We start from the raw sequence: 23848 nt of genomic DNA, 5'->3' as shown, positions 1-23848 counted from the left end.
AGTATACGATGTCAGTCAGTTAAACCCAATACTTACGGGGCGAAACTTTCTTGCAAATCAGATATACTGCCCCCATTACTATTTCCGTCAGAAATCGCAATATAAGAGACGATCGACATGTTTGAGAATTTATCGGAACGTTTGTCGCAAACGCTGCATTCTATTGGCGGCCGAGGCCGACTGACCGAAGACAATATTAAAGAAACATTACGCGAAGTTCGCATGGCTTTACTCGAAGCTGATGTTGCTTTGCCTGTGGTCAAAGACTTTATCGGCAAAGTGAAAGAGCGCGCTGTTGGTACAGAAGTGAACAAAAGCCTTACGCCGGGTCAGGTGTTTGTAAAAATTGTTCAGTCTGAGCTGGAAGCGGCAATGGGTGAAGCCAATGCACCGTTGCAGCTAAATACTCAGCCACCGGCCGTAATTCTCATGGCGGGCCTGCAAGGTGCGGGTAAAACCACCAGTGTGGGTAAACTGGCCAAATATTTAACTGAACGCCAGAAGAAAAAAGTCATGGTAGTCAGTGCCGATGTGTATCGTCCGGCCGCAATTAAACAGTTGGAAACCCTTGCTGAGCAGGTCGGCGTAGAGTTCTTCCCTTCTACCACTGAGCAGAAGCCGGTTGATATTGCTAATGCCGCCATTGCCCAGGCACGTAAGCAATTTGTAGACGTCGTGTTGGTGGATACTGCGGGCCGTCTGGCTATTGACGACGATATGATGCAGGAAATTCAGCAACTGCACTCGGCAATCAATCCGATTGAAACCCTGTTTGTTGTTGATGCTATGACCGGTCAGGATGCGGCGAATACGGCTAAAGCATTCAGCGAAGCTCTGCCTCTAACCGGTGTTATTCTGACAAAAACAGACGGTGATGCGCGCGGTGGTGCGGCTCTGTCTATTCGTCATATTACCGGTAAACCCATTAAATTCCTTGGTGTTGGCGAGAAAAACGATGCGCTGGAACCTTTTCACCCTGACCGTGTAGCATCCCGAATTCTCGGCATGGGTGACATGCTTTCTCTGATTGAGGAAGTTGAACAAAAAGTCGATAAAGAAAAAGCTGAGAAAGTGGCTAAAAAAGTCATGAAAAAAGGCCAGTTTTCACTGGAAGATTTTCGTGACCAATTAGTTCAGATGCGGGAAATGGGCGGCATGATGGGATTAATGACCAAAATGCCGGGCATGGGTAAAATGACTGAACAGATGAAAGGTCAAATGGACGATAAAATGACTTTACGTATGGAAGCCATTATCAACTCCATGACCCCTAAAGAACGGCTACGTCCCGACGTAATAAAGGGCTCGCGTAAGCGCCGTATAGCGACTGGTTCTGGTACTCAGGTGCAGGACGTGAACAAGTTGCTTAAACAGTTTACTCAAATGCAAAAAATGATGAAAAAAATGAAAGGTGGCGGCATGCAAAAAATGATGCGCGGCATGGGCGGAAAGATGCCACCTGGAATGTTCCCCGGACGTTAGGAAAAAGCGCGTCAAGCTTGCATTTGCAGTAAAAATCAGTAGAATTGCCGAGCCTTCCGACTCTGTCGGAGGGCTTTGCTATTTTTTACATTTACAAAACAGTTATATTGAGGAACGCAATGGTAACCATTCGTTTACAACGTGGTGGCGCGAAAAAACGCCCCTTCTACCAAATGGTAGTTGCTGACAGTCGCAATGCTCGCGACGGTCGTTTCATCGAGAAAGTAGGATTTTTTAACCCTGTAGCTCGTGGTCAAGAAGAAAAACTTCGTGTTGATGTTGATCGCATTGAGCACTGGGTAAGCAAAGGCGCTCAGTTATCTGATCGTGTTGCTAAATTAGTTAAAGATGCAAGCGCTGCGGCGTAAGCATTAACAGATTCAGGTAGGTAAATTAATGCAGCAATCAGAACAAATCGTCGTTGGTCGCATTGGTGCGGTGTATGGCGTAAAAGGCTGGTTGAAAGTGCAGTCATTTACTGATGATCCAGAATCAATATTTGAATACAGCCCTTGGTTACTCAGCCAAAAGACTGAGCGAGAACTGAACGTTGTCGAGTGGCGACGCCACAACAACGGACTTATCGCCCGGTTAGAAGGCATATCCGATCGTGATGAGGCTGCACGCCTTACTGGTGCGGATATTTGCATTACTGCAGATGAGTTACCGACATTAGCTGACGATGAATTTTACTGGCGCGACCTTATTGGTATGCGTGTAGTAAACACCAACGGCTATGATATGGGTGTGGTTGAACAGATTATGCCCACTGCATCGAACGATGTGTTGGTCGTAAAGGCAAACAGCAACGACGGATTCGGAAAATCTGAACGTTTAATTCCTTTCATCCAAAGTGAATATGTCACTGAGGTTAATAAGGAAGAAAAACGTATTCAGGTTGAGTGGCCGTCAGACTTTTGATGGGTAGACCCTTGCAGGTTGGCATCATCAGTTTGTTTCCTGAAATGTTCGCGGCCGTTACCGATTACGGTGTTACCGGCAGAGCAATAAAGGAAGGTTTGCTGACAGTGAGTGTCTGGAATCCTCGTGATTTCACTCATGATCGCCACAGGACTGTTGATGACAGGCCGTATGGCGGTGGTCCGGGTATGCTGATGATGGTGCAACCACTTGTGGATGCTATCAACGCAGCAAAACAAAACCTGGGAGAGGATACTCCTGTTATTTATTTGTCACCACAAGGGCAAAAACTAGATCACAGCGGAGTGCAGCAGCTCTCCACAAGTGATCGAATGATTTTGATTGCTGGCCGTTATGAAGGCATTGATGAACGCGTTATTAAGCAATACGTTGATGCAGAATGGTCGATAGGGGATTACGTATTAAGCGGTGGTGAGTTACCGGCAATGGTGCTTATTGACGCGGTTTCACGATTAATTCCCGGGGTGTTGGGACACCAGGATTCAGCGGCAGAAGACTCTTTTGCCAGCGGGTTACTGGACTGCCCTCACTATACTCGACCGGAAATTTATAATGAACAGCAAGTGCCGCCGGTTTTATTAAGCGGTGATCATGAAAAGATACGTCGCTGGCGTTTACAGCAGTCTTTGGGTAAAACCTGGCTGCAACGACCAGAGTTAATTCATAGCCTAGCTCTGACTGACGAGCAGGAAACATTGTTGAACGAGTTTATCGCGCAGCAATCATCCAGCGAATAAAGTACAGTTTATCTAGGATAGGAGATACGAAAATGGCAAAAGTTAGCCAAAACATCATTAAGGCTCTTGAAGAAGAGCAGATGAAACAAGATTTACCTGAGTTTGCACCAGGTGACACTGTTGTTGTAAATGTAAAAGTAAAAGAGGGTAACCGCGAACGTCTTCAGGCGTTTGAAGGTGTTGTTATCCGTGTTCGTAATCGCGGTCTGCATTCAGCGTTCACTGTACGTAAAGTATCGAACGGTGAAGGTGTAGAGCGTACTTTCCAAACGCACAGCCCATTAGTTGACAGCATCAAAGTCAAACGTCGTGGTGCGGTACGTCGCGCGAAACTGTACTACTTGCGTGAGCGTTCTGGTAAGTCTGCACGTATCCGCGAGAAGCTGTCTTAAGCTTTTAGCAAAAAAACGAAATAGCAAAGAAAAACCCAGCCTTGTGCTGGGTTTTTTGTTAGTGTTTTAAAAATGGAAGAAGATATTGAAATACTCACCCAAATTCTGGCTGAAAACCTGGAAGCTCAGCACCATTGGACTGAACTTCAGTTAATAGAGTCGTTACAGTCACCTCGTTATGAGTTTTTTGACAAAGAAGCTCTGCGTGACCCTTTAACGCTGTTTCAAACACATTTTTTGTTGTTTCATTGTTTGTACAAACTACGTGAGCGCTGGCGGGTGCAACAGAAATATGAACTTTTTATTCACACTCTGAATATTGAACGCCAGCCTTGGCACAGTGGTGTGTCGGCTCTTGCGGAAAATGATCCATTGGCGGAATACTATTTAGATCTCAATCAACTCAGCACAACATCGGAAGCCGATGTTGAGTCAATGCTGGATGATTTTTGGCATCGCATGGGCCATTCTTCCTCTAAAGCCGGAAACGACATGCCTGCCGCTGAGGCATGGCAACTTATGGAGGTTGAGCCACCAGCAACCCGCTCTTTTATAAAAAAGCAATATCGTAAGTTAGTGCATAAGTATCATCCTGATAAAGGCGGAAGCGTGGCAAAAATGCAAAAAGTTCAAAAAGCCTACCACCGCGTTATTGAAGTAATAACAGAGGAAATAGAGTAACCACCGATGAGTGATAACCCGAATAAACGATTATCAGAATTACGCGATGAGATTGATGCTGCTGATAATGAACTTATTGAAATTATTGCCCGGCGGGCAAAGCTGACTGCCGAAGTGGGTGAAGTAAAACGTTCATTGAAACAGCCTCTTTACGTTCCCGAGAGAGAGCGCTCTTTGATAATAGAGCGCAGAAAAAAAGCAAAAGATGCTGGGTTGTCGGAAGAGTTAATTGAAGATGTTGTGCGTCGTATTATTCGCGAGTCATATCGAACTCAAACCGCTCAGGCGGCGGCCACTTCGTCGCAGCTTGAGCGACCGATTTTTGTCTTCGGCGGTAAGGGCGCTCTGGGGGCCCGTTTAGTCAGTCAGCTAAGACAAACGGGCTATTTGGTCGTAACAATAGATAAAGACGATGACTGGCCTACTCAAAATGAAATAGCTCAAGCGCAGCTGGTATTAATGAGTGTTCCAGTTAATAAAACAGTAGAATTGATCAAGCGGTTACCACCTTTAGCAAAAGATTGTGTACTGGCAGACGTTACTAGTATTAAAGCAGCGCCTTTAGATGCAATGCTGCAGCAACACTGTGGCCCGGTGGTTGGTCTACATCCAATGTTTGGTCCATCAGTGCAAAACCTCGCAAAGCAGTTGGTTGTGATGACACATGGCCGTGATCGGGAGCAATATCAGTGGGTGTTGGAACAGTTTATTAACTGGGGAGCGCATTTACACGAAGTTGATGCTAATAAACATGATGATGCTATGGGTTGGATCCAGGCGATGCGGCACCTAAGTACTTTTGCTTACGGCTTTCATCTGGCTAGTGAGCGGGTCGATATTAAGGAGCTGTTGGAGCTAAGTTCTCCAATTTACCGGATGGAATTGATGATGATTGGCCGCCTATTTGCGCAAAATGCAGAACTTTACGCTGATATTATAGCGGCAAATAAGTCTCAATTTTCATCGATTAGGCGCTATTTGCAGCGATTCTCTTCCATTATTGATGATATAGAAAATGGCAAGAAAGCAGACTTTATCCAGCTTTTTAACGAAACTAGCCAATACTTTGGTGAATTTTCTGGTCAGTTTTTGAAAGAGAGTGAATCTTTGGTGCAGTTGGCAGACGACCAAAGATTCAGACATCAGTAGTTAAGAAAAAGAATAGCGCTTATAGATATTCTGACATTAATTCACTGAGTGCTTCCGGAGAAACCGGCTTATGCAGCGTGGCATTCATGCCTGCCTCACGGCACGCACTCATTTCGCTGGCACTCTGGTGGCTGGTGATGGCTATTATCGGTGTTCTTTTATGTATATCGTTTTGTCTGAGTTGCTGACAAACCTCTGCGCCAGACATGTCGGGCATTTCATAGTCAAGAAAGATAAGCTCAGGCTGTTGCTCTGCTAATGCCAGAGCTTCCTGGCCTGTCATCGCGGTTAAAATGTCGACGTCAAAATTAGCAAGCATCGCTTTTAACACTTCAAGACTGATAAAATCATCGTCAGCAATAAGTACTTTACGCATAGTCACTACCCATTAAACAGAATTAATTATACCCTAGCACTTAGCTTTTTATATTCCCAGTAATTTGGAGCTAACAATATGAATCAGAAAGGAAATTCTATAAAAGTTTGGGATAGCTTTATTCGTGTGTTTCATGGTTTACTCATTATCTTCCTGGGAGGGCTTTGGTGGACTGCCGAAAACGGCCGTATGGAGCTTCACAAGGATATTGGAATTGCGTTGTTAGCTCTGCTTATTGTCAGGATAGGCTGGGGTATCTTTGGTAGTGAAAACGCAAGGTTTCGGACTTTCTTAAGGTCACCTTCCACGATTTTAAAGCACTTGTGCACGGTTTATAAAGGAAAATACCAAGCAGAAAATACCCACAGCGCGGCCGGCGGCTGGGCGGTCATTGTGATGCTCGGAATATTAATAAGCCAAGTATTGACCGGCCTATTTTCAACCGATGGTATTCTATTTTCAGGGCCATTATCCAGCTGGTTATCATCTGACGGGCAGAAAGCAGTAACCAGCTGGCATAAAAGCCAATTTGACGTGATATTAATCGTTGTTGCCGTGCATATATTGGCCGTGCTTTTTTATCGTGTAAGAGGAACACCCCTTATTGCTTCGATGGTGCACGGCTACAGAATAACCAGCCAGCAAACACCAAATTTAAAGCCCGGCTGGCAGGGACTTATTTTGGCGATTGCCGTATGGTTAATTTTAATGTTACTGCTTTAATTAATCTTTATATTCGTCGTGGCAGCCTTTGCAGGTTTCTGCGGTGTCCATAAAAACGGGTTTTATGGAGTCAAGAGAACCTTGCTGACTCACCTCTGCAAGCTTGGCAGCGTACTCTTGTAAATCATTAGCACGCTGCTGAAAATCTTCCCAGTTGTCCCAGATTGCGGTCAAAGCGTCAGAGTTATTGCCAGGCATTGCACCTTCAACAGCAAAGCCAGACCACGGAATTCCTGACATTTTTTCGAAATCGCCTGCACGCCGTTGGAAAAAATCAGCGTTGTATTCAACTTCGCCTTTGACCATAGCTGCCATAGCAGAAAAGTTTTCTTTCATCACTGACAAGGCTTTTTGGCGGTATTCGACGGCTTTATCGGCATCATTAAAAGCAGTTTCATCGGCGCTGACGTTGAATGAAAGGCCTATCAAGCCAGCTAAAGCTGTTGTTAATAGTTGTTTTTTCATTGAAAAGACTCCGTTTATTGAATGCACTAATCGTTAATAATACACGATCTGTCGGTTAATGCTTGTCACTCCTATATATAACAAAGTAAGTTGTCATATGGGATAACCAGACTAAAAAAATAAGTCACAATGGGGAACAATTCATGAAAAAAGTGCATCAGCTCAGTGCATTGACGTTAGCTGTTACGTCGATACTGACCGCTTCGGTTGCTGCTGATCAGACTTCCCGTACCAACGGGATGAGAGATAACACACCAAGTCTGACAGCAATTCAAAATGCGACAATTATTACTGAACCAGGAAAGTCGATTAGTAATGCGACTCTGGTTATTGAAAATGGCACCGTTCAGTCTATTGAACGTAATAACCGGGCGCCGTCAGGGGCCAGGGTTATTGATGGAACGGGTTATACGATCTATCCAGGGTTTATTGACCCTTACAGTAGCTATGGGATTAAAGCCAGTGCGGAGCAAGAACGCTCGGACACCCCCATCTATAATAATGAGCGTGAGGGTGGCAACGCGGCAAACGACGCCATTCATTCGCAAAAGCGCTGGTTCAATGAATTTAAAACCAATTCAGAAGATGCCAACAAGTGGGTCTCTCAGGGTTTTACCAGCGTACAGTCAGCTAACTTAGATGGTATTTTTCAGGGCCAGGCCGTTACCGTTTCATTAGCTGACAAAATACCAAATGATGTTATTTACCAAAGTGAAGCGAAACATTTTGGTTCTTTTGATAAAGGTTCGTCCCAGCAGCAATACCCGTCGTCTTTGATGGGAAGTATAGCCTTGGTACGACAAACCTTATCTGATGCTAACTGGTATGAGACATCTTACGGTAAACAGTCGCATAACCAGCCGGTAGAATTTAACGCGGCGCTTGATTCGCTGACCACGATTGAGAACCAGGGAATTGTTTTTAAGGTGAGTGATGAAAAGTCACTATTGCGCGCCGATGATGTTTTTGATCAATTTAACGTTCCTTCAGTATACGTCGGTTCAGGTTATGAGTACGCACGCTTAGACGCGGTTAAGAATGCTGAAAGTGATTTAATTCTTCCATTGAACTTCCCGGCCGCACCGGATGTTGCTGGTGTTGACGGTCATCTGGATGTTGATTTAGCCAAATTACGGCATTGGGAGCGTGCTCCGGCTAACCCCGCTATGTTAGCTGAAGCCGGCGTTAATTTTGCGCTGACTCTGCATGATTTAGAAAAGTCAGACAGTTTTTGGCCTAATTTACGCAAAGCGGTTAAGCACGGTTTGAGTGAAGAACAAGCCCTTGCGGCATTAACCACAACACCGGCGAAAATAGCCGGAATAGAAGATAAAGCTGGAAAGCTAGCCCAGGGCTATATGGCTGATTTTGTGATGGTAAAAGGCGATTTGTTCGCGGATGGCACCATTCAGTCTGTCTGGCTACAGGGTGAAGAAAAAGAACTGGTATCCCGCGATAAAGTCGATTTTGTTGGTAACTACCGTATCGACTGGAATGACCGTGAAGTAGAAATTGCGATCAAGCCCGGAGCTCTGTTATCCGGGGACGTTAAAGTAGGAGAGCAAACCAGCGCTTTACGAAACGTACAATCAAGCACAGAATCCTTATCGTTTGTTGCCGATTTAGAACTGGAGCCTGCCGGTAGCTGGCGTTTTAAACTGGAGCCTGAAGCACAGGGAGCCTTTGCGGTAACTGCAGTTTCTCCGGAAGGTGACGAAGTGTCCTTGCAGGCACAGATGGATGCAGCTGAGAACGAAACGGACGCAACAGAAGAAGCTGATCAGGTTGAATACGTTAGTGAATTGACTTTCCCTAATGTTGCTTATGGTCTGGAGGGTCTGCCTGAACGACAAGATGTTCTTATTCGCAATGCCACTGTCTGGACGGCAGGTGACGAAGGCATTCTGAAAGAAACGGATGTATTGGTTCGAAATGGTGAATTCGCCGCAATTGGCGAAAACTTGTCGGCACCTTCTGGTGTGACTGAAATTGACGGTGCCGGAATGCATTTGACGCCGGGTATCATCGATGAACACTCGCATATTGCTATTGAAGGCGGTGTTAACGAGGGCTCAGAAGCTATTACATCAGAAGTTCAAATTGGTGACGTGGTTAACCCCGATGATATTCATATTTACCGTTCTCTGGCTGGCGGTACGACTATGGCGCAATTGCTTCACGGTTCAGCGAACCCGATTGGCGGACAGGCGCAAGTGATCAAGCTGCGTTGGGGAACTGATGCCAATATTATGAAGTTTGATGCGGCGCCAGAGTCGATTAAGTTCGCCTTGGGCGAAAACGTTAAGCAGAGCAACTGGGGTGACAACATGACGGTTCGTTACCCGCAAACTCGCTTAGGCGTTGAAACTATTATGCGTGACGGCTTTCAGGCTGCACTTGAGTATCAGCAGCGGAAACAGTCTTATGAGCGCATGAGTCGTTCAGAGCGGAGTAAAGTTGCGGCACCACGTCCAGATTACCGTCTGGAAACCTTACTGGAGATTTTAAACAGTGAACGCTTTGTTCATGCACACTCTTATGTTGCATCAGAAATATTGATGTTAATGGAAGTTGCAGAAGATTTTGGTTTTGTGCTGGACACGTTTACTCACATTCTGGAAGGTTACAAAGTAGCGGACGAAATGGCTGAGCACGGAGCCAGTGGTTCAACCTTTGCGGATTGGTGGGCGTATAAGTTTGAAGTGTACGACGCTATTCCACACAACGCCTGCTTAATGAATGACCGAGGTGTATTAACCAGTATTAATTCGGACAGTAATGATTTACAACGTCGTTTAAATACTGAAGCTGCTAAATCAGTGCGTTATTGTGGTATGGAGCCACATGAAGCGTTGAAGATGATAACGATTAATCCGGCTAAGCAATTGAAAGTGGATAGCTATGTGGGATCGATTGAAGAAGGTAAACACGCCGATTTCGTTTTGTGGAGTCACTATCCTTTGAGCGCTTATGCGCGTGCAGAGCAAACCTGGATCAATGGTCGTAAATTCTTTGACCGCGAATTGGATAAGCAACGTCAACAGGCAGTTAAGAAAGAGAAAAACGCACTTATCCAGAAAGTTTTAGCGGCAGGTGATGATGCCAAACTAGGTGATAAAGATGGTTATAAATCCGATCAGCCAACCTGGCACTGTGATACTGAGCATGACTTTTGGTTGGATCACTTCACCGGTAAAGGGCATCAGCACGGAGGACAACACTAATGAATAAATTACTTACAACCGTTAGTGCTGCTTTAGTGAGTGCATTGGCATTCAATAGTGCAGTAGCACACGACGAAGTTCCGGGCGATAAACAAGACAACCCTATTGTACTTCAGGGCGGAACCTTGCACACCGTAGCTAACGGTGTATTAACTGACTCTGACTTGGTTTTCGAAAATGGCAAAATTACCGCTATCGGGAGCGATGTCAGTATTCCGGATGGAGCTGAGGTGATAGATATTTCAGGTCAGCACGTGTATCCCGGCGTTATTGCCATGGATACAACGATTGGTCTGAATGAAATTGCAGCGGTACGTGCCACGCGGGATGCCCGTGAAGTGGGGGATGTTCATCCGGAAGTTGCGGCACACATTGCTTTTAACGCAGATTCGGAGATTATCCCAACGATACGTTATCACGGCATTACCCACGCTCAGGTTGCTCCTGAGGGGTCGTTGGTTGCAGGTCAATCATCATTAATGCACTTAGATGGCTGGAACTATCAGGACGCATTGGTTTCGGCTGAAATGGGGGTTCATGTTTCATGGCCTCGCACTTACGTTGTGAATACTTGGTGGGAACGTCGTTCGGCAGAAGAACAACGCAAGGCAAACGAAGAAGCCCGTCAACAGCTGATGAAGGTTTTTGCTGATGCAAAAGCTTATTATGATGCGAAACAGGCGGATCGGGCCATTGATTTAGATCAGCGCTGGGAAGCAATGACCGGCTTGTTTGATGGCAGCAAAAAGCTGTATGTACATGCTGATGACAAACGCCAACTAGAACAGGCTATTAATACCAGCCAGGAGTATGGGTTTGAACTGGTGTTAATGGGCGCAAGAGATGCGTGGCGTATTGCCGACAAATTAGCGGAATTGAATATAGCGGTTGTCTTTGGGTCGCCTTATGGACTGCCGGCAAGAGACGATGAAGGCTATGATCAGGACTTCTCTTCACCTGCTCGTCTTGCAGAGGCGGGAGTTAACTTTGCTATTTCTTACCCAGGATACTGGGACGTGCGTAACCTGCCGTTTGCCGCTGGTAATGCGGTTGCTTTTGGTCTGGATCAACAACAAGCACTCGCGGCAATTACTTTAAAGCCAGCAGAAATTATGGGTGTGGCTGATACGTTGGGGTCACTGGAAGTAGGTAAAAGCGCGTCACTTAGCGTATCAAAAGGTGATTTACTGGACCCGATAGGTCAGAAGTTAACGCACCTTTATATCGACGGGCGTAAAGTGACTTTAAGCAGCCGTCATACCGAACTCTACGAGAAGTATCGTCAGAAGCCTTCTGAATAGATGCTTTTCGGCTAAGACTAAAAGAAGAAAGCCCCTGTTAGTTAAACTGACAGGGGCTTTTCATTTAAGCCACGAATAAAATTTAACTACTTAATAAACGTGCTATAAGCGCTCTAAGCGTAGCGGGTTCAAATGGCTTGTCTGTCAATGCATCTACGCCACTTTGTTTGATATTGGCTAGTTGAGGTTCGTTTGCACGAGCGGTAACCATTAACACCGGTGTGTGAGCATGTGCTGAGCTGTTACGAATATATTGGGCTAATTCGCTGCCGTTAACTTGTGGCATATGGAAGTCGGTAACAATCAAATCAAACTGATGCTCTGCTAAAATATCAATGGCTTGCTGCCCATTTTCTGCTTCAACAAAGCTTTCCACCCCAAGATTCTCGAAAACTCGTCTTAATACATGTCGGGAGGTCATGCTGTCGTCCACAATGAGTACTCTCAAATCTTCGATATCATAAAGCTCGAGATGAAGCGGTTCTGGCTCCATCATATCCATGGTGGCGGTAATGGCTCGTTGCAGCTGATCTGGGGTAAAGGGTTTTGGTAGAATGGCAATAATACCGGCTTGTTTGAACTGTTCGAGCTGATCCGCGCGGTGCTCTGACGACACCAGCATAAAATGTAAGGTATCTTCCAGGTCATTGGCGTTAATGAACTGAATCAGCTCATGTGCGGTACCGTCAGAAAAGTACATTGCGCTGGTGACGATATCGGGTTGCCAGCGAAGTATTTCTTCTTTAGCTTCGGCAATGGTAGAAGCGCCGCGGGTATGCTGAATACCTGCTTGATTCAGGTGCTGAGTGATAACTCTTCGTTGCACATCAGATGGCTCTATGAGCAAAATACGGAGTTCGTCAAAGGCTATTGCCATAATTAGGCCAGAATTAAATAACTAGGATTTATTGTGACGGAAAGAGTAGGGTATTCAGAGGATAAACTCAATCAGAAAATCTGTGTTAAGCTCATTAAAAAAGGGGGGAAATATGAGCGTTAGTCGCGACTTTTCAAATGATGGTAAGCAATTAGTTATTGCCATAAAAGGAAAATTTGATTTTAGTCTGGTGCAGGAGTTTCGTCAGGCGTATAGCCATATAGGCGATTCACAGCCTACCGTCATTATCGATTTGAGGGAAACCGACTATCTGGACAGTTCGGCGCTGGGTATGTTGCTTAACATGCGTAAGTCTTTAGGCAGTAGCGTAAAAGGTATTCAGTTAGTGAATGCCAAGCCGGACGTGCGGCGTATTCTGGATATCTCGCGCTTTGATAAGATGTTCGTTATCGCCTGATGAACATACTGATTGTCGATGATCAGCCTGCTAACCAGGTGATGCTGAGTGGTTTAATTAAGCGTTTTGGCCATCACGTAACCTGTGCTTCAAATGGTGTGGAAGCCATTGATATGTTCACCAGTCTGGCCCCGGACGTGGTTCTGCTGGACGTTATGATGCCCATTATGGATGGGTTTGAAACTGCGCCCTGTTTAAAAGCTTTGAGTGGCGATGTTCATTTACCCATTTTATTTATTACTGCTTTGGATGATCAGGAAACCTTGCTGAAATGTCTGGAAGCGGGTGGTGATGATTTTATTAGCGTGCCATTTGAGCCTGTCGTGTTGCAGGCTAAGTTGAATGCGCACGCTCGTGTTCGGGAGTTAAGTCATTCTCTGAAAGGTAAAAACGAAGCCCTGGCTTATCATTCCAATCGTATGGAGCGTGAGCAGAATGTTGTCAGCCATATGCTGGCAAACGCCTTACAGGAAAATCAAACAGAATACTCATTTTTAAAAACCTACCTTGCACCTGCCAATGAGTTCAATGGAGACTTAGTTCTGACTAAGGGAGGGCCTTTAGGTAACTTTTATCTGTTTGTCGGTGACTTTACCGGGCATGGGTTGGCGCCTGCAACCGGTGCCTTGCCTGTCTCCCAAACCTTTTTTGATTTAGCTGAAAAAGGTCTCTCCGTTGCTAATATGGTAGAAGAGTTTAATCGCAAGCTGGTTAAGTTGTTACCCGATGATATGTTCTGCGCTGCTTTTGTAGCAGAGTTATCAGCCAACGGAGAGCGTTTAACCTATTGGAACGGCGGTATTCCGGACGCGTTGTTGATTAATGAAGCCGGGCAAGTTGAAAAAAGACTGGTGCCTGAGCATATGGCGCTGGGGATTCTGTCACCAGAAGAGTTTAGTAGTCAGGTCAGTCATTGCTTCGTTGAAAAAAACACACGCCTGATAACTTATACCGATGGCGTTGTGGAGATGACAAATAAAGCTGACGAAAGGTTATCTGAGCGGGGGTTTGAAACCTTGCTTCTACGCTACGCACGGGAGCGGGACTTTGACGGTTTAGTCGGGGCATTACAGGATTTTCAGCAAGATCAGGAGCAACTGGATGATATCTCCTTGGTATGCCTAAATTGCGGTGTCACCAATTTACCCGTGAGCAGGCCGGACACTAACGTCACTCATCTGCCTTTCCGGTTAGTTGTTTATCTGAAAGAAGATGAGATTAAGGGACGAGACCCCATCATTAAGCTTGTGGATTCACTGAGTCATCTGGAAGGTATCCGGGCTCATAAAACCACCTTATATCTGCTGTTGGCTGAAGCATTCAACAATACGCTTGAACACAGCGTACTGCAGCTTGATTCAGGAATAAAACAGACGGGGCAAGGGTTTGACGAGTATTACCGCACACGGGAAGAACGTCTGGCCAAATTAGAAGACGTCGAAATAGAGATAGACATTCAATATCAGCCAGACAACAGCTTACTTTCTTTCAGCATTGCATCGAATAGTGAAAACGGCTTTATTGAGTGTCAGGATAATACTGAAGACGATGAGTTGTTAACTTTTGGACGCGGCTTGCAGTTGATAAGAAACTTTTCAAGTTATGTTGATTGGCGTGATGACGGTCGTCGCTTGTATATTGAGTACGACCTTAGCCTCCCGCACGCTTAACTTTGTAGCCTTCTTTTTTCAGCCAGTTTTCAATACTGTCCCGTTGATCACCTTGTAACTCAATTTCATACTCTTTTACCGAGCCGCCAACACCGCAGTGTTGTTTTAGTTTTTTGGCGATTGCCTTTAACTCGGCTTGTGGCTTATCCAGCCCAGTGACAATAGTGACCCCTTTACCTTTTCGGCCTTTTGTTTCCCTTCGTAGGCGAACAATGCCATCGCCGTGAGGGACTTCTTCGGGTTCAGGCTCGGGGTCAACCCGACCCGAGTCAGTTGAATAAACCATTTGGCTCAGTTGGTCTTTCCAGTCCGACATTATACCTACCACTTTTTCTTCGGTTGAAATAACTCTTCTAAATCGTCTTCTTTTTTATGTTTAGCTTTATCCCGGGCATGGGCATCTTTCAATTCTTGTGCAATCTGTTCGAGTGCCTGTTTTATTGACTGCTGACGGGATTCTGTATAGTCATCACTGAAGTTTTGGTCTTCAATGGTGCGTAAAGCCTTTTCATAATATTGCCTTGCGGAACCCAACATTTGGCTTTCATAAGCATGGCGGCCACGGCGTATTAAGGTTTCAATACTGATTTTTAGCTGCAGCTTGGTTAAACGCTGGTCTTCAACACTAAACACGTTACTGTCGACTCTGCCGCGGGAATGCTCATTGCGTAATGTTGCCCGCAAGCGTTTGAGTCCGTTAATCATCGCAATAATTTGCTTATTATTTTGTGGAATTTCAAAGTCTTCACTAATAAGAGAGGTGTCATTCCGATCAACACTTTCTATACGTTCTTCGTAATCTTGTATTCGTGCCTGATAGTCTTTTGAAGGAGAAACGCTGTTCATACTCTTGAGTACTTCCAGGGCACGGCTATTTAAGACGACCAGCATAGACTTACCGATAGGGAAGAAGCTCGACATATGAATAAGATCTTCAATCTGCTCAAGAGAACTGCGGAAGCGCGCCATTTTCTTACGACGTTCCAGTTCTAAACGTTGTTTATGCTGTTGCACCGCACCGACAACAATTGCCAGTATTATCAGTAATATAATCAGTGCGATAACAATGGTGTAAATCATATTACGCTCATTAGGTTATTATTGTTTTCAGGGTAATGTTAAAGAGAAAACACCACCACCTAAGTGTCCATTATTTTTTAACTCGATAAAACCTTTTTTATCATTTCGTTCGTGCGCGCCAGCAATCAGTTGAGCGAAATAGAGTCCGAGCCCAGTCCGTGATTGCTGAACGTTCAATTGCTGTATTGGCACTGCGGCGCTCTCCAACATTTCGGCAGGAAAACCATCACCATTATCATGGACCATAATGCTGCATCCATCGTCGTCGGTTACTTCAACCTTAATAAAGAGTTTATCGGCGGTATAGCGCATTGCATTAATGATGATGTCGTTGAGCAAGTGAAATATCAGATCTCTGTCAAACCAGCCCGTAGCGGTTTCATCAATCTCTATACTGACAGTGATGCCGCGCTGCTCAAGATAGACTTCATTATTTAGGACGAGCTCTTCGACCAGTTCATCCAAGTGATGCTGATCGACATTTAACGCTAACGCATCGTTATTTTCTCGATAGAGGGTCAGCATCTGCATCAAATTAGAATTGATCCGTTGTGCTTCATAATGGACTTTCGCCATTTTTTCTGTTGCACTGCTGTCAGTGACCTGTTCAGATACCTCTTCTATCATCTGAATGAGCAAGCACAATGAATTTTTCATATCATGTACAGAAGAAGCCAGTACGGTTGAAAAATCAAAGGTGCGTTGAGTCATAGAAGGCAATTCCTGTAGTCCAAATAAAAGCTTTGAGAAAATACGGTTGTGCGAGCTTTTATATTTGTCATAGTTATTGAAGTTATTATAGTATTTTCTTATATCACATTTCGCAAATAGAGTGGCACGTTCCTCAATGAAATTACAGCAGTTACGCTACATTGTTGAAGTAATGAATCACAATCTGAATGTTTCTGCTACGGCTGAAAGCTTGTTCACCTCTCAGCCCGGCATCAGCAAACAAGTCAGAATGCTGGAAGACGAGCTGGGCGTACAGATATTTGGCCGCACGGGAAAGCATCTAACCCACATTACACCAGCTGGTAAAGACATTATTGCCGTTGCACAACAAGTTTTGGATAACGTTCAGTCAATAAAAACCGTGGCTGCCGAGCATACTTTGCCTAACCAGGGGAAACTCAATATTGCGACCACTCATACTCAGGCGCGTTATGCATTACCTACTGTTATTGAGCGGTTCATTCAGCAGTACCCGAAAGTGTCACTGCATATGCATCAGGGGTCACCTGAACAAATTAGCGAAGCGGCAGCAAAAGGGCGAGCGGACTTTGCCATTGCTACAGAAGCACTGCACTTATACCACGACCTGATCATGCTACCTTGCTACCACTGGAACCGTTCTATTGTGGTGCCCAAATCGCACCCATTGACCCAGCTAACTAAAATCAGCATCAATGAAATAGCTCAGTTTCCGCTAGTCACTTATGTGCACGGTTTTACCGGGCGTTCAGAACTGGATAAAGCATTCTCCGACGCGGGTCATGAACCTAAAATTGTTTTTACAGCAACGGATGCTGACGTGATAAAAACCTACGTGAGAATGGGACTGGGAATTGGCGTCCTGGCTAGTATGGCTTATGATCCCAAAGAGGATACTGATTTAGTCGCCATACCGGCTGAGCACCTATTCGCTCATAGTACAACGAAAATAGGTTTCCGTCGGGGAACGTTTCTCCGCACTTACATGTACGACTTTATAGAAAACTTCGCGCCGCATTTAACTCGGGACCGCGTGCAAAAAGCAACGCAACTGAAAACTCAGGATGAAATTGATAAGTTGTTCGAAAGCTGTTCACTGCCGATGCGTTAAACACCGGCAGTGTCATTGATCAATTAACACTCAATAATATTGACTGCCAAACCGCCGCGAGCGGTTTCTTTGTATTTGGTTTTCATATCATTGCCGGTGTCCCACATGGTTTTAATCACTTTATCCAGCGACACCTTGTGATCACCTTCGCCGCGCATGGCTAAGCGGGCAGCATTTATGGCCTTAACTGAGCCCATCGCGTTGCGTTCAATACAAGGTACCTGTACTAAACCGCCGACAGGATCACAGGTTAAGCCCAGATTATGCTCCATGCCAATTTCCGCTGCATTCTCGACTCTGGACGGGTCACCGCCCATAAATTCGGCCAGGGCACCAGCGGCCATTGAACAGGCAACACCTACTTCACCCTGACAACCGACTTCAGCGCCCGAAATAGAGGCGTTTTTCTTGTACAAAATGCCGATAGCAGCCGAGGTCAACAGAAAACGAACCACGGAGTCTTCGTCCAGAGTTTCAATAAATCTGTCAGCGTAGCTCATTACCGCCGGTATAATACCTGCGGCACCGTTGGTAGGTGCTGTAACAATACGGCCCCCGGCAGCATTTTCTTCATTAACCGCCAAGGCATATAAGTCAACCCAGTCCATTACTTGCATGGCATCGCCTGACTTCTCTTTTTTCAGACGCTGATATAAAGACGACGCTCGACGGCGTACTTTAAGTCCACCGGGAAGAATGCCTTCGGTAGTAATGCCGTTTTTGATGCTTTCCTGCATCGTGCGCCAAATTTTCATTAAACCAGCACGAATATCCTCTTCACTACGGAAGACTTTTTCGTTGGCCATCATTAATGAACTCATTCTCATGCCATGTTCTTTGCAATGCGCCAGAAGATCTGCAGCACTGTCAAACGGATATGGAATAGGTTTAGATGACTGTTCTATCGCTTCTTCCAGTGTCTCGTCAAAATCTTCATCGCGTACAATGAAGCCACCGCCGATGGAGTAGTACAGGTCGCTATAGATGATCTCACCGTCTTTCAGTAATTTAAGCTCCATCGCATTAGCGTGTTTGGGCATAGTTTTGCGGCGGTGAAAGGTGATAGCGCCTTCACTGGGGAAGGAAACTTCCTTCTCACCCAATAAGTTCAGGCTCTCGGTCTTGCGGGTTTGTTCCAGAAAATCTTCAACGCTGTCAGTGTCGACAGTTTCCGGTGTCTCGCCTGCTAGTCCAAGAATAACGGCTTTGCCGGTGCCATGACCTTTACCGGTTTGTCCTAGTGAGCCAAACAGCTCAACCTTTATACCGTCGGCGTTATTAAGATGCCCGGCTTCTTTAGCGGTATGCAAAAAATCATAAGCAGCTTTCATTGGTCCTACCGTATGAGAACTGGAAGGGCCAATACCAATTTTATAGATATCAAAAACGCTGATCATAGTTATCCTTACCTATCGCGCATGCTTGTTTCGTTTATTATAGTATTGTCGCATGATTCATGTGGGGGGAAGCAAGTTTTAAGCGAAAATAAGTGATCAGTTCAGTGGTCTGAAGTGATTCTTGCCATCGGGTTGTAGCTGTTCTGATAATTCACGCAAGATACCGGCGGTTGCCCCCCAAATATTGCGGTGTTGCCAGGGGATAAAATACACCCGGTCGTAGATAAACTTGCGAATACGATAAACGTAGTGATTCCCATGGTCGAGAATATCAGCCAGCGGTACTTCAAAAATTTCAGCGACTTCACTTTCTTCGGCAATTAAAGGCTGCTGTGGCGATACGAAAGCGACATAAGGGCGAATCATAAAATACGATAAAACAGGGTAGTCGTGTAAGCGCCCTATGACTTCGACCTGACTACGGGGCAAGCCGATTTCTTCTTCCGTTTCTCGCAGTGCGGTATCCAGTAAGTCGGTGTCGGTTGCATCAAAGCGACCACCGGGGAAACTGATTTGACCCGCGTGCTTGCGCAGTTTGCTGGAACGCCGGGTGAGTATCAGTGACAGCCCGTGAGGGCGCTCAATAATTGGAATTAAAACCGCTGCCGGGCGTAAACGTTTACGCAAAGGTTCATCAATTCTGCGCTCAACAGGTGGTGAAGGGTAAAGGCTAAAGCGACGAATAAAGTCTGCACGAGTATTAATGGTCATGAGGCTAATACCGGCAGTATGCGTGACACTTTGTCTTTGGTTTCCTGGTATTCATCCGCCGCTGTTGAGTCAGCGACCAGACCACCACCGGCCCAGCAGTAAAGCTTACCGTCTTCGGCAAGCAGCGTGCGAATGGTAATGCTGGTGTCGCTACGACCGTGCTGAGAAAAGTAACCAATGCTGCCGCAGTAGATATTACGGCGGTGTGGTTCCAGTTCTTCAATAATCTGCATGGCCCGAATTTTCGGCGCACCAGTAATAGACCCCCCCGGGAAAGCCCCGTTAAACAGGCTTAATGGGGTACGATCAGGCTGCAGTTTACCAATAACGGTTGATACCAGGTGATGAACCGCCGGAAAGCTTTCGATGGCAAATAAGCTTGGCGTTTCGATGCTGCCCGGCTCACAGTTTTTACTGAGATCATTACGCAGTAAGTCAACAATCATCAGGTTTTCTGCTCTGTCTTTTGCCGAACTTAACAGCGCTTGCTGACTGGCCTGGTCTTGGTCTTTATCGTCAAAGCGGGGACGGGTGCCCTTAATGGGCTTAGTTTCTACCGGACCCCAGGCGTCGGTTAATAAAAAGCGCTCCGGCGACAGGCTCAAAATAGCGCTCTCTGGCAGGCGCATAAAGGCCGAAAACGGCGCTGAGTTGGCTTGTCGTAACTTAAGGTAAGCCGACCATTCACAGCCCTGGTAATTGGCTGAATATCGTTGCGCTAAATTAATCTGGTAAGCATCTCCGGCCAGTAAGTAGTTTTGCACGGCATTAAATTTGTCGGTGTACTGGTGTTGGTTCATGTTGCTTTGCCAGTTGCTTAATAATTGAAAAGCCTCAGGCTTTTTCGTTGCTACTGGCTGACTCCAGAATTCGTGTAGTGCTTCTGACTGATTTACTGGCGCAACTAACCAGACGGTATTGGTTTGCCGGTCGATAATCAGCGCCTGGCTATAATAGGCTAATACCGCATCAGGCGATTGGTAAGTGTCGGCATTAAACTCAGGAATGACTTCCAGTGAGCGGCCATGGTCATAGCCGACAGCGCCGGCAAAGCCACCCTGAAAAGGCAGTTCATCAGGCCCCGAATAATGACCGGATAACTGATTCAGTTGCTCGGCGTAACGGCAAAGCCCGGCAGCATCTTCTGGGGCAGGCGGTAGTTCTAACGAAGTGCTTGTTGATACTTTTAGCTTGCCTGCTTTGCAGCTTAAAACCAGCTCTGGTTGCCTGAAAATGATATCGTAAGCGCCGTTTTCATGGCTCTGTGCGGCTGAGTCCAGTAGCAGTGCGTAGCTTTCATGCTGACAACGTTGAAACAACTCAATAGCTGTATTTTGGTTATCAATCTGGCAATCAAGTTTTATGGCACAGAGATCCGGGAAAACACTCACATCATGCTCGCAATTCGGGCTGGTTAGTCATGACCGATATACTACCACAGCAAATATTCACCGGTCAGTGGCACTGGTCAGTTGTTAGTGAAAACGCTATTATAGCGCCACGCAAAAGTTAACCAAGAGGCAGTTCCATGACCACCATTCGTCAGGCTGATTTTATTGACAGTATTGCCGATGCGTTGCAGTACATTTCTTATTATCACCCACTGGACTTTATTAAAGCACTGGACGAGGCATACCAGCGTGAAGAGAGCGAAGCGGCGAAGAACGCCATTGCTCAGGTGTTGACCAACTCGCGTATGTCGGCACAAGGGCACCGTCCAATTTGCCAGGACACCGGTATTGTGACCTGCTTTGTGAAAGTGGGTATGGGCGTGCAATGGGATAAAACAGACTTGACCGTTCAGCAAATGGTGGATGAAGGTACTCGCCGTGCTTATAAGAATCCGGACAACCCTCTACGAGCCTCTATTGTGGCTGACCCCGCGGGCGCCCGTAAAAATACCGGCGATAACACGCCTGCCGTGGTTCACCTGGATATGGTTTCGGGTAATGAAGTTGAAGTGATGATTGCTGCAAAAGGCGGCGGTTCTGAAAACAAATCAAAAATGGCGATGTTGAACCCGAGCGACTCGATTGCCGACTGGATAGTTGAAACTCTGCCTAAGATGGGTGCTGGCTGGTGCCCGCCGGGTATGTTGGGTATTGGTATTGGCGGTACAGCTGAAAAGTCTGCGGTATTGGCAAAAGAATCCTTAATGGAGTCTGTCGACATCCATGAGCTTATTGAGCGTGGCCCGCAAAATGCTGAAGAAGAGCTGCGTTTAGAAATTTTTAACCGCGTTAACGCGTTAGGTATTGGTGCTCAGGGCTTGGGTGGTTTAACAACGGTGCTGGACGTAAAGATTAAATCACTGCCGACCCACGCAGCCTCTAAACCTGTCACCTTAATTCCAAACTGTGCGGCTACTCGCCACGTTCACTTTACGTTAGACGGTAGTGGTGCAGCCGATTTAACCCCGCCGAAACTGGAAGACTGGCCGGATGTCACCTTTGAGCTGGGCGATGATGCCCGCCGTGTGAACCTGGATGAAGTAACCAAAGAAGACATACAGGACTGGAAAATGGGTGAAACCGTGCTCCTGTCCGGTAAGTTGCTGACCGGGCGTGATGCGGCGCACAAGCGCATTAAAGGTATGCTGGATAACGGTGAAGAGTTACCGGTTGATTTCAACAACCGTTTTATTTACTACGTAGGGCCGGTAGACCCTGTGGGTGATGAAGTTGTTGGTCCGGCAGGTCCTACAACCTCTACGCGTATGGATAAATTTACGGACCAGATGCTCGAAGAAGCCGGTATTATTGGCATGGTCGGTAAAGCAGAGCGTGGCCCTGAAGCCGTAGAAAGTATTCGTAAACACAAAGCCGTTTATCTGATGGCCGTTGGCGGAGCAGCTTATCTGGTAGCTAAAGCCATTAAGAAATCTCGTGTGGTGGCCTTTGAAGATTTAGGTATGGAAGCCATTTACGAATTTGAGGTGGAAGACATGCCGGTCACTGTTGCTGTGGATAGCGATGGTCAAAACGCGCATACTCAAGGCCCTGCAATTTGGAAAGCGAAGATTGCCGACCTTAATGAAAAACTAGGAGCTTAATTATGTCGCTGGCACTGTGGCAATGGATGGCAATAATTGGAGTGCCGGTTGTGACTGTCATTACGGCGTTGTTGTTGCTTTGGCAACAGCAGCGCCGTTTGCGTTTACAGTCAGATCAACAAAATACGGCACTGGAACAAGAGGCGGATATTCTTCGCGAGCGCATTGATGAGCTTCAGCACGAAGTGTATGAAAAAGACAGTCGCTTACGTGAAACCCTTGCCAGAGCAGAGCATGAGCAAAAAACTGCCGAGGAAAAGCTAAACTTACTAAAAGTCAGCGAAGAAAGACTGACTCAGCAGTTTGAAAACTTAGCCAATCGCATTTTTGATGAGAAGTCCAAAGGGCTGCAGCAACATCACCAGCAGTCTCTGCAGGCGACGCTAGAGCCTTTTAAACAGCAAATTGAAGCGTTTAAAAAGCAAATTACTCAGCAGTATACTGACGAAACCAAAGAGCGTTCTGCTTTAAAAAATGAGGTTATGTCGCTTAAGGATTTGAATCGCCAAATGGCGTCTGAAGCTGAAGCATTAACCCGCGCATTAAAAGGCGATACCAAGCAACAGGGTAACTGGGGCGAAGTCGTACTGGAGCGTATTCTGGAGCAGTCCGGTCTGCGCGAAGGACACGAATATCAGACACAGGCGCATCATCGTGACGAAGACGGCAAGTCCTTCAAACCGGATGTGATTGTGCATTTACCGAATAAAAAAGACGTGGTTATTGACTCGAAAGTCAGTTTGTCGGCTTACGAGCGGTACTTTAATTCTGATGATGATGCAGAACGCGAACGGGCATTAAACGAGCATGTTCAGTCGCTGAAGCAACACATAAAACAGCTGGGTAAAAAGAGCTATCATCAACTGGAAGGGCTGCGCACGCTGGATTACGTGTTGATGTTTATTCCTATTGAGCCGGCGTTCTTGCTGGCGGTTGATCGTGATCCTGAGCTTATCCGGCTGGCGCTGGACAACCAGATTATGCTGGTCAGCCCGACCAACTTATTGGTTGCGTTGCGTACGGTTCACAACATCTGGCAGTACGAGTATCAGAATCAGAACGCTGAAAAGATTGCGACCGATGCGGCGCGTTTGTACGATAAGTTTGTAGGATTTGTAGAAGACTTAGAAAAAATTGGTAATGGCCTACAAACTCTGGATAACCGTTATCAGGAAGCCATGAAAAAGCTGAGTACCGGGCGCGGCAACCTCATTGGACGGGTCGATAAGTTCCGTCAGATGGGTGTGCAAACCAATAAAAGGTTAAATCCAGATTATCTTGATTCTGACGAAACCTCTCCGGAAGGTATTGAGTCTGACGGTGCAGATAAGAAAAACGACTGAGCCAAC

At 46.1% G+C, this 23848-nt stretch carries 24 protein-coding genes; 15 read left to right on the top strand and 9 right to left on the bottom strand.

Going from position 1 to position 23848, the window contains the following annotated elements:
- Positions 1-117 precede the first annotated feature (117 nt).
- The 7 genes from ffh to tyrA all read left to right on the top strand — a co-directional run bounded on the left by ffh (position 118) and on the right by tyrA (position 5383).
- Entirely contained in the window at positions 118-1482 is a 1365-nt protein-coding gene (gene ffh, locus CWI78_RS02700; protein WP_126780009.1) for a signal recognition particle protein, read from the top strand.
- Positions 1483-1601: 119 nt separating this feature from the next.
- On the top strand, positions 1602-1850 hold the full coding sequence (gene rpsP, locus CWI78_RS02695; protein WP_011234962.1) for a 30S ribosomal protein S16: 249 nt from the start codon (positions 1602-1604) through the stop codon (positions 1848-1850).
- Positions 1851-1878: 28 nt separating this feature from the next.
- Complete coding sequence (gene rimM, locus CWI78_RS02690) at positions 1879-2403, top strand: ribosome maturation factor RimM (protein ID WP_126780007.1); 525 nt, start codon at positions 1879-1881, stop codon at positions 2401-2403.
- 11 nt (positions 2404-2414) lie between these two features.
- Positions 2415-3161, top strand: a complete 747-nt coding sequence (gene trmD, locus CWI78_RS02685) for a tRNA (guanosine(37)-N1)-methyltransferase TrmD (protein WP_126780319.1) — start codon at positions 2415-2417, stop codon at positions 3159-3161.
- A 32-nt stretch (positions 3162-3193) separates the two neighbouring features.
- Positions 3194-3553 carry a 50S ribosomal protein L19 gene (gene rplS / locus CWI78_RS02680; RefSeq protein WP_054488388.1) on the top strand — a complete coding sequence of 120 codons (360 nt, stop codon included), beginning with the start codon at positions 3194-3196 and terminating at the stop codon, positions 3551-3553.
- A gap of 72 nt (positions 3554-3625) precedes the next feature.
- Positions 3626-4234, top strand: coding sequence for a DNA-J related domain-containing protein (locus CWI78_RS02675; protein ID WP_126780005.1), 609 nt, complete (start codon positions 3626-3628; stop codon positions 4232-4234).
- 6 nt (positions 4235-4240) lie between these two features.
- Positions 4241-5383: a bifunctional chorismate mutase/prephenate dehydrogenase gene (tyrA, locus tag CWI78_RS02670; protein ID WP_126780003.1), complete on the top strand. Its 1143-nt coding sequence runs from the start codon at positions 4241-4243 to the stop codon at positions 5381-5383.
- Positions 5384-5402: 19 nt separating this feature from the next.
- Here tyrA and CWI78_RS02665 read toward each other — a convergent pair whose 3' ends face one another.
- Positions 5403-5759, bottom strand: coding sequence for a response regulator (locus tag CWI78_RS02665; RefSeq protein ID WP_126780001.1), 357 nt, complete (start codon positions 5757-5759; stop codon positions 5403-5405).
- 78 nt (positions 5760-5837) lie between these two features.
- On the opposite strand from CWI78_RS02665, the gene CWI78_RS02660 reads away from it, so the two are divergent.
- The gene (locus CWI78_RS02660) at positions 5838-6482 is read left to right on the top strand and encodes a cytochrome b/b6 domain-containing protein (protein ID WP_126780000.1); all 645 of its coding nucleotides are present in this window, start codon (positions 5838-5840) and stop codon (positions 6480-6482) included.
- Here the strand turns inward: CWI78_RS02660 and CWI78_RS02655 are convergent, their stop codons facing one another.
- Positions 6483-6947: a c-type cytochrome gene (locus CWI78_RS02655; RefSeq protein ID WP_126779998.1), complete on the bottom strand. Its 465-nt coding sequence runs from the start codon at positions 6945-6947 to the stop codon at positions 6483-6485. It abuts the gene before it with no gap.
- 143 nt (positions 6948-7090) lie between these two features.
- Here CWI78_RS02655 and CWI78_RS02650 point away from each other — a divergent pair, with 143 nt between their 5' ends.
- Both CWI78_RS02650 and CWI78_RS02645 read left to right on the top strand, forming a co-directional pair.
- Positions 7091-10171, top strand: a complete 3081-nt coding sequence (locus CWI78_RS02650) for an amidohydrolase family protein (protein ID WP_126779996.1) — start codon at positions 7091-7093, stop codon at positions 10169-10171.
- Complete coding sequence (locus tag CWI78_RS02645) at positions 10171-11472, top strand: amidohydrolase family protein (RefSeq protein WP_126779994.1); 1302 nt, start codon at positions 10171-10173, stop codon at positions 11470-11472. The genes CWI78_RS02650 and CWI78_RS02645 overlap by 1 nt, the downstream gene beginning before the upstream one ends.
- Before the next feature lie 82 nt (positions 11473-11554).
- Here CWI78_RS02645 and CWI78_RS02640 read toward each other — a convergent pair whose 3' ends face one another.
- The gene (locus tag CWI78_RS02640; RefSeq protein WP_126779993.1) at positions 11555-12349 is read right to left on the bottom strand and encodes a response regulator; all 795 of its coding nucleotides are present in this window, start codon (positions 12347-12349) and stop codon (positions 11555-11557) included.
- Positions 12350-12461: 112 nt separating this feature from the next.
- On the opposite strand from CWI78_RS02640, the gene CWI78_RS02635 reads away from it, so the two are divergent.
- Both CWI78_RS02635 and CWI78_RS02630 read left to right on the top strand, forming a co-directional pair.
- A complete protein-coding gene (locus CWI78_RS02635; protein WP_126779991.1) occupies positions 12462-12767 on the top strand; it encodes an STAS domain-containing protein in 306 nt (101 codons plus the stop codon).
- A complete protein-coding gene (locus tag CWI78_RS02630; RefSeq protein ID WP_126779989.1) occupies positions 12767-14437 on the top strand; it encodes a PP2C family protein-serine/threonine phosphatase in 1671 nt (556 codons plus the stop codon). Before CWI78_RS02635 ends, CWI78_RS02630 begins: the two co-directional genes overlap by 1 nt.
- Here CWI78_RS02630 and yciH read toward each other — a convergent pair.
- Genes yciH through CWI78_RS02615 form a run of 3 tightly spaced genes read right to left on the bottom strand, consistent with a single transcriptional unit; the run spans position 14418 to position 16228 of the window.
- On the bottom strand, positions 14418-14753 hold the full coding sequence (gene yciH / locus CWI78_RS02625) for a stress response translation initiation inhibitor YciH (RefSeq protein ID WP_126779987.1): 336 nt from the start codon (positions 14751-14753) through the stop codon (positions 14418-14420). The genes CWI78_RS02630 and yciH overlap by 20 nt on opposite strands.
- 5 nt (positions 14754-14758) lie before the next feature.
- The gene (locus CWI78_RS02620) at positions 14759-15517 is read right to left on the bottom strand and encodes a hypothetical protein (RefSeq protein ID WP_126779985.1); all 759 of its coding nucleotides are present in this window, start codon (positions 15515-15517) and stop codon (positions 14759-14761) included.
- A gap of 27 nt (positions 15518-15544) precedes the next feature.
- On the bottom strand, positions 15545-16228 hold the full coding sequence (locus CWI78_RS02615; protein ID WP_126779983.1) for a sensor histidine kinase: 684 nt from the start codon (positions 16226-16228) through the stop codon (positions 15545-15547).
- A 136-nt stretch (positions 16229-16364) separates the two neighbouring features.
- On the opposite strand from CWI78_RS02615, the gene cysB reads away from it, so the two are divergent.
- Positions 16365-17339: an HTH-type transcriptional regulator CysB gene (cysB, locus tag CWI78_RS02610; RefSeq protein ID WP_126779981.1), complete on the top strand. Its 975-nt coding sequence runs from the start codon at positions 16365-16367 to the stop codon at positions 17337-17339.
- Positions 17340-17362: 23 nt separating this feature from the next.
- Here cysB and CWI78_RS02605 read toward each other — a convergent pair whose 3' ends face one another.
- The 3 genes from CWI78_RS02605 to pabB form a co-directional block, all read right to left on the bottom strand.
- A complete protein-coding gene (locus tag CWI78_RS02605; RefSeq protein WP_126779979.1) occupies positions 17363-18736 on the bottom strand; it encodes an L-serine ammonia-lyase in 1374 nt (457 codons plus the stop codon).
- Positions 18737-18832: 96 nt separating this feature from the next.
- Positions 18833-19447 carry a CoA pyrophosphatase gene (locus CWI78_RS02600; protein WP_126779977.1) on the bottom strand — a complete coding sequence of 205 codons (615 nt, stop codon included), beginning with the start codon at positions 19445-19447 and terminating at the stop codon, positions 18833-18835.
- On the bottom strand, positions 19444-20838 hold the full coding sequence (pabB, locus tag CWI78_RS02595; protein WP_126779975.1) for an aminodeoxychorismate synthase component I: 1395 nt from the start codon (positions 20836-20838) through the stop codon (positions 19444-19446). The genes CWI78_RS02600 and pabB overlap by 4 nt, the downstream gene beginning before the upstream one ends.
- Before the next feature lie 137 nt (positions 20839-20975).
- Here pabB and CWI78_RS02590 point away from each other — a divergent pair, with 137 nt between their 5' ends.
- Together CWI78_RS02590 and rmuC are read left to right on the top strand one after the other, a co-directional pair.
- The gene (locus CWI78_RS02590) at positions 20976-22499 is read left to right on the top strand and encodes a fumarate hydratase (protein WP_126779973.1); all 1524 of its coding nucleotides are present in this window, start codon (positions 20976-20978) and stop codon (positions 22497-22499) included.
- Positions 22500-22501: 2 nt separating this feature from the next.
- Positions 22502-23842, top strand: coding sequence for a DNA recombination protein RmuC (gene rmuC / locus CWI78_RS02585; protein WP_420809833.1), 1341 nt, complete (start codon positions 22502-22504; stop codon positions 23840-23842).
- Positions 23843-23848: the final 6 nt, after the last annotated feature.

Source organism: Idiomarina ramblicola (assembly GCF_003987255.1).
GTDB classification, from domain to species: domain Bacteria; phylum Pseudomonadota; class Gammaproteobacteria; order Enterobacterales; family Alteromonadaceae; genus Idiomarina; species Idiomarina ramblicola.
Note: the sequence above shows the minus strand (reverse complement) of the source record. Positions and strands in the feature narration are given on the sequence as shown.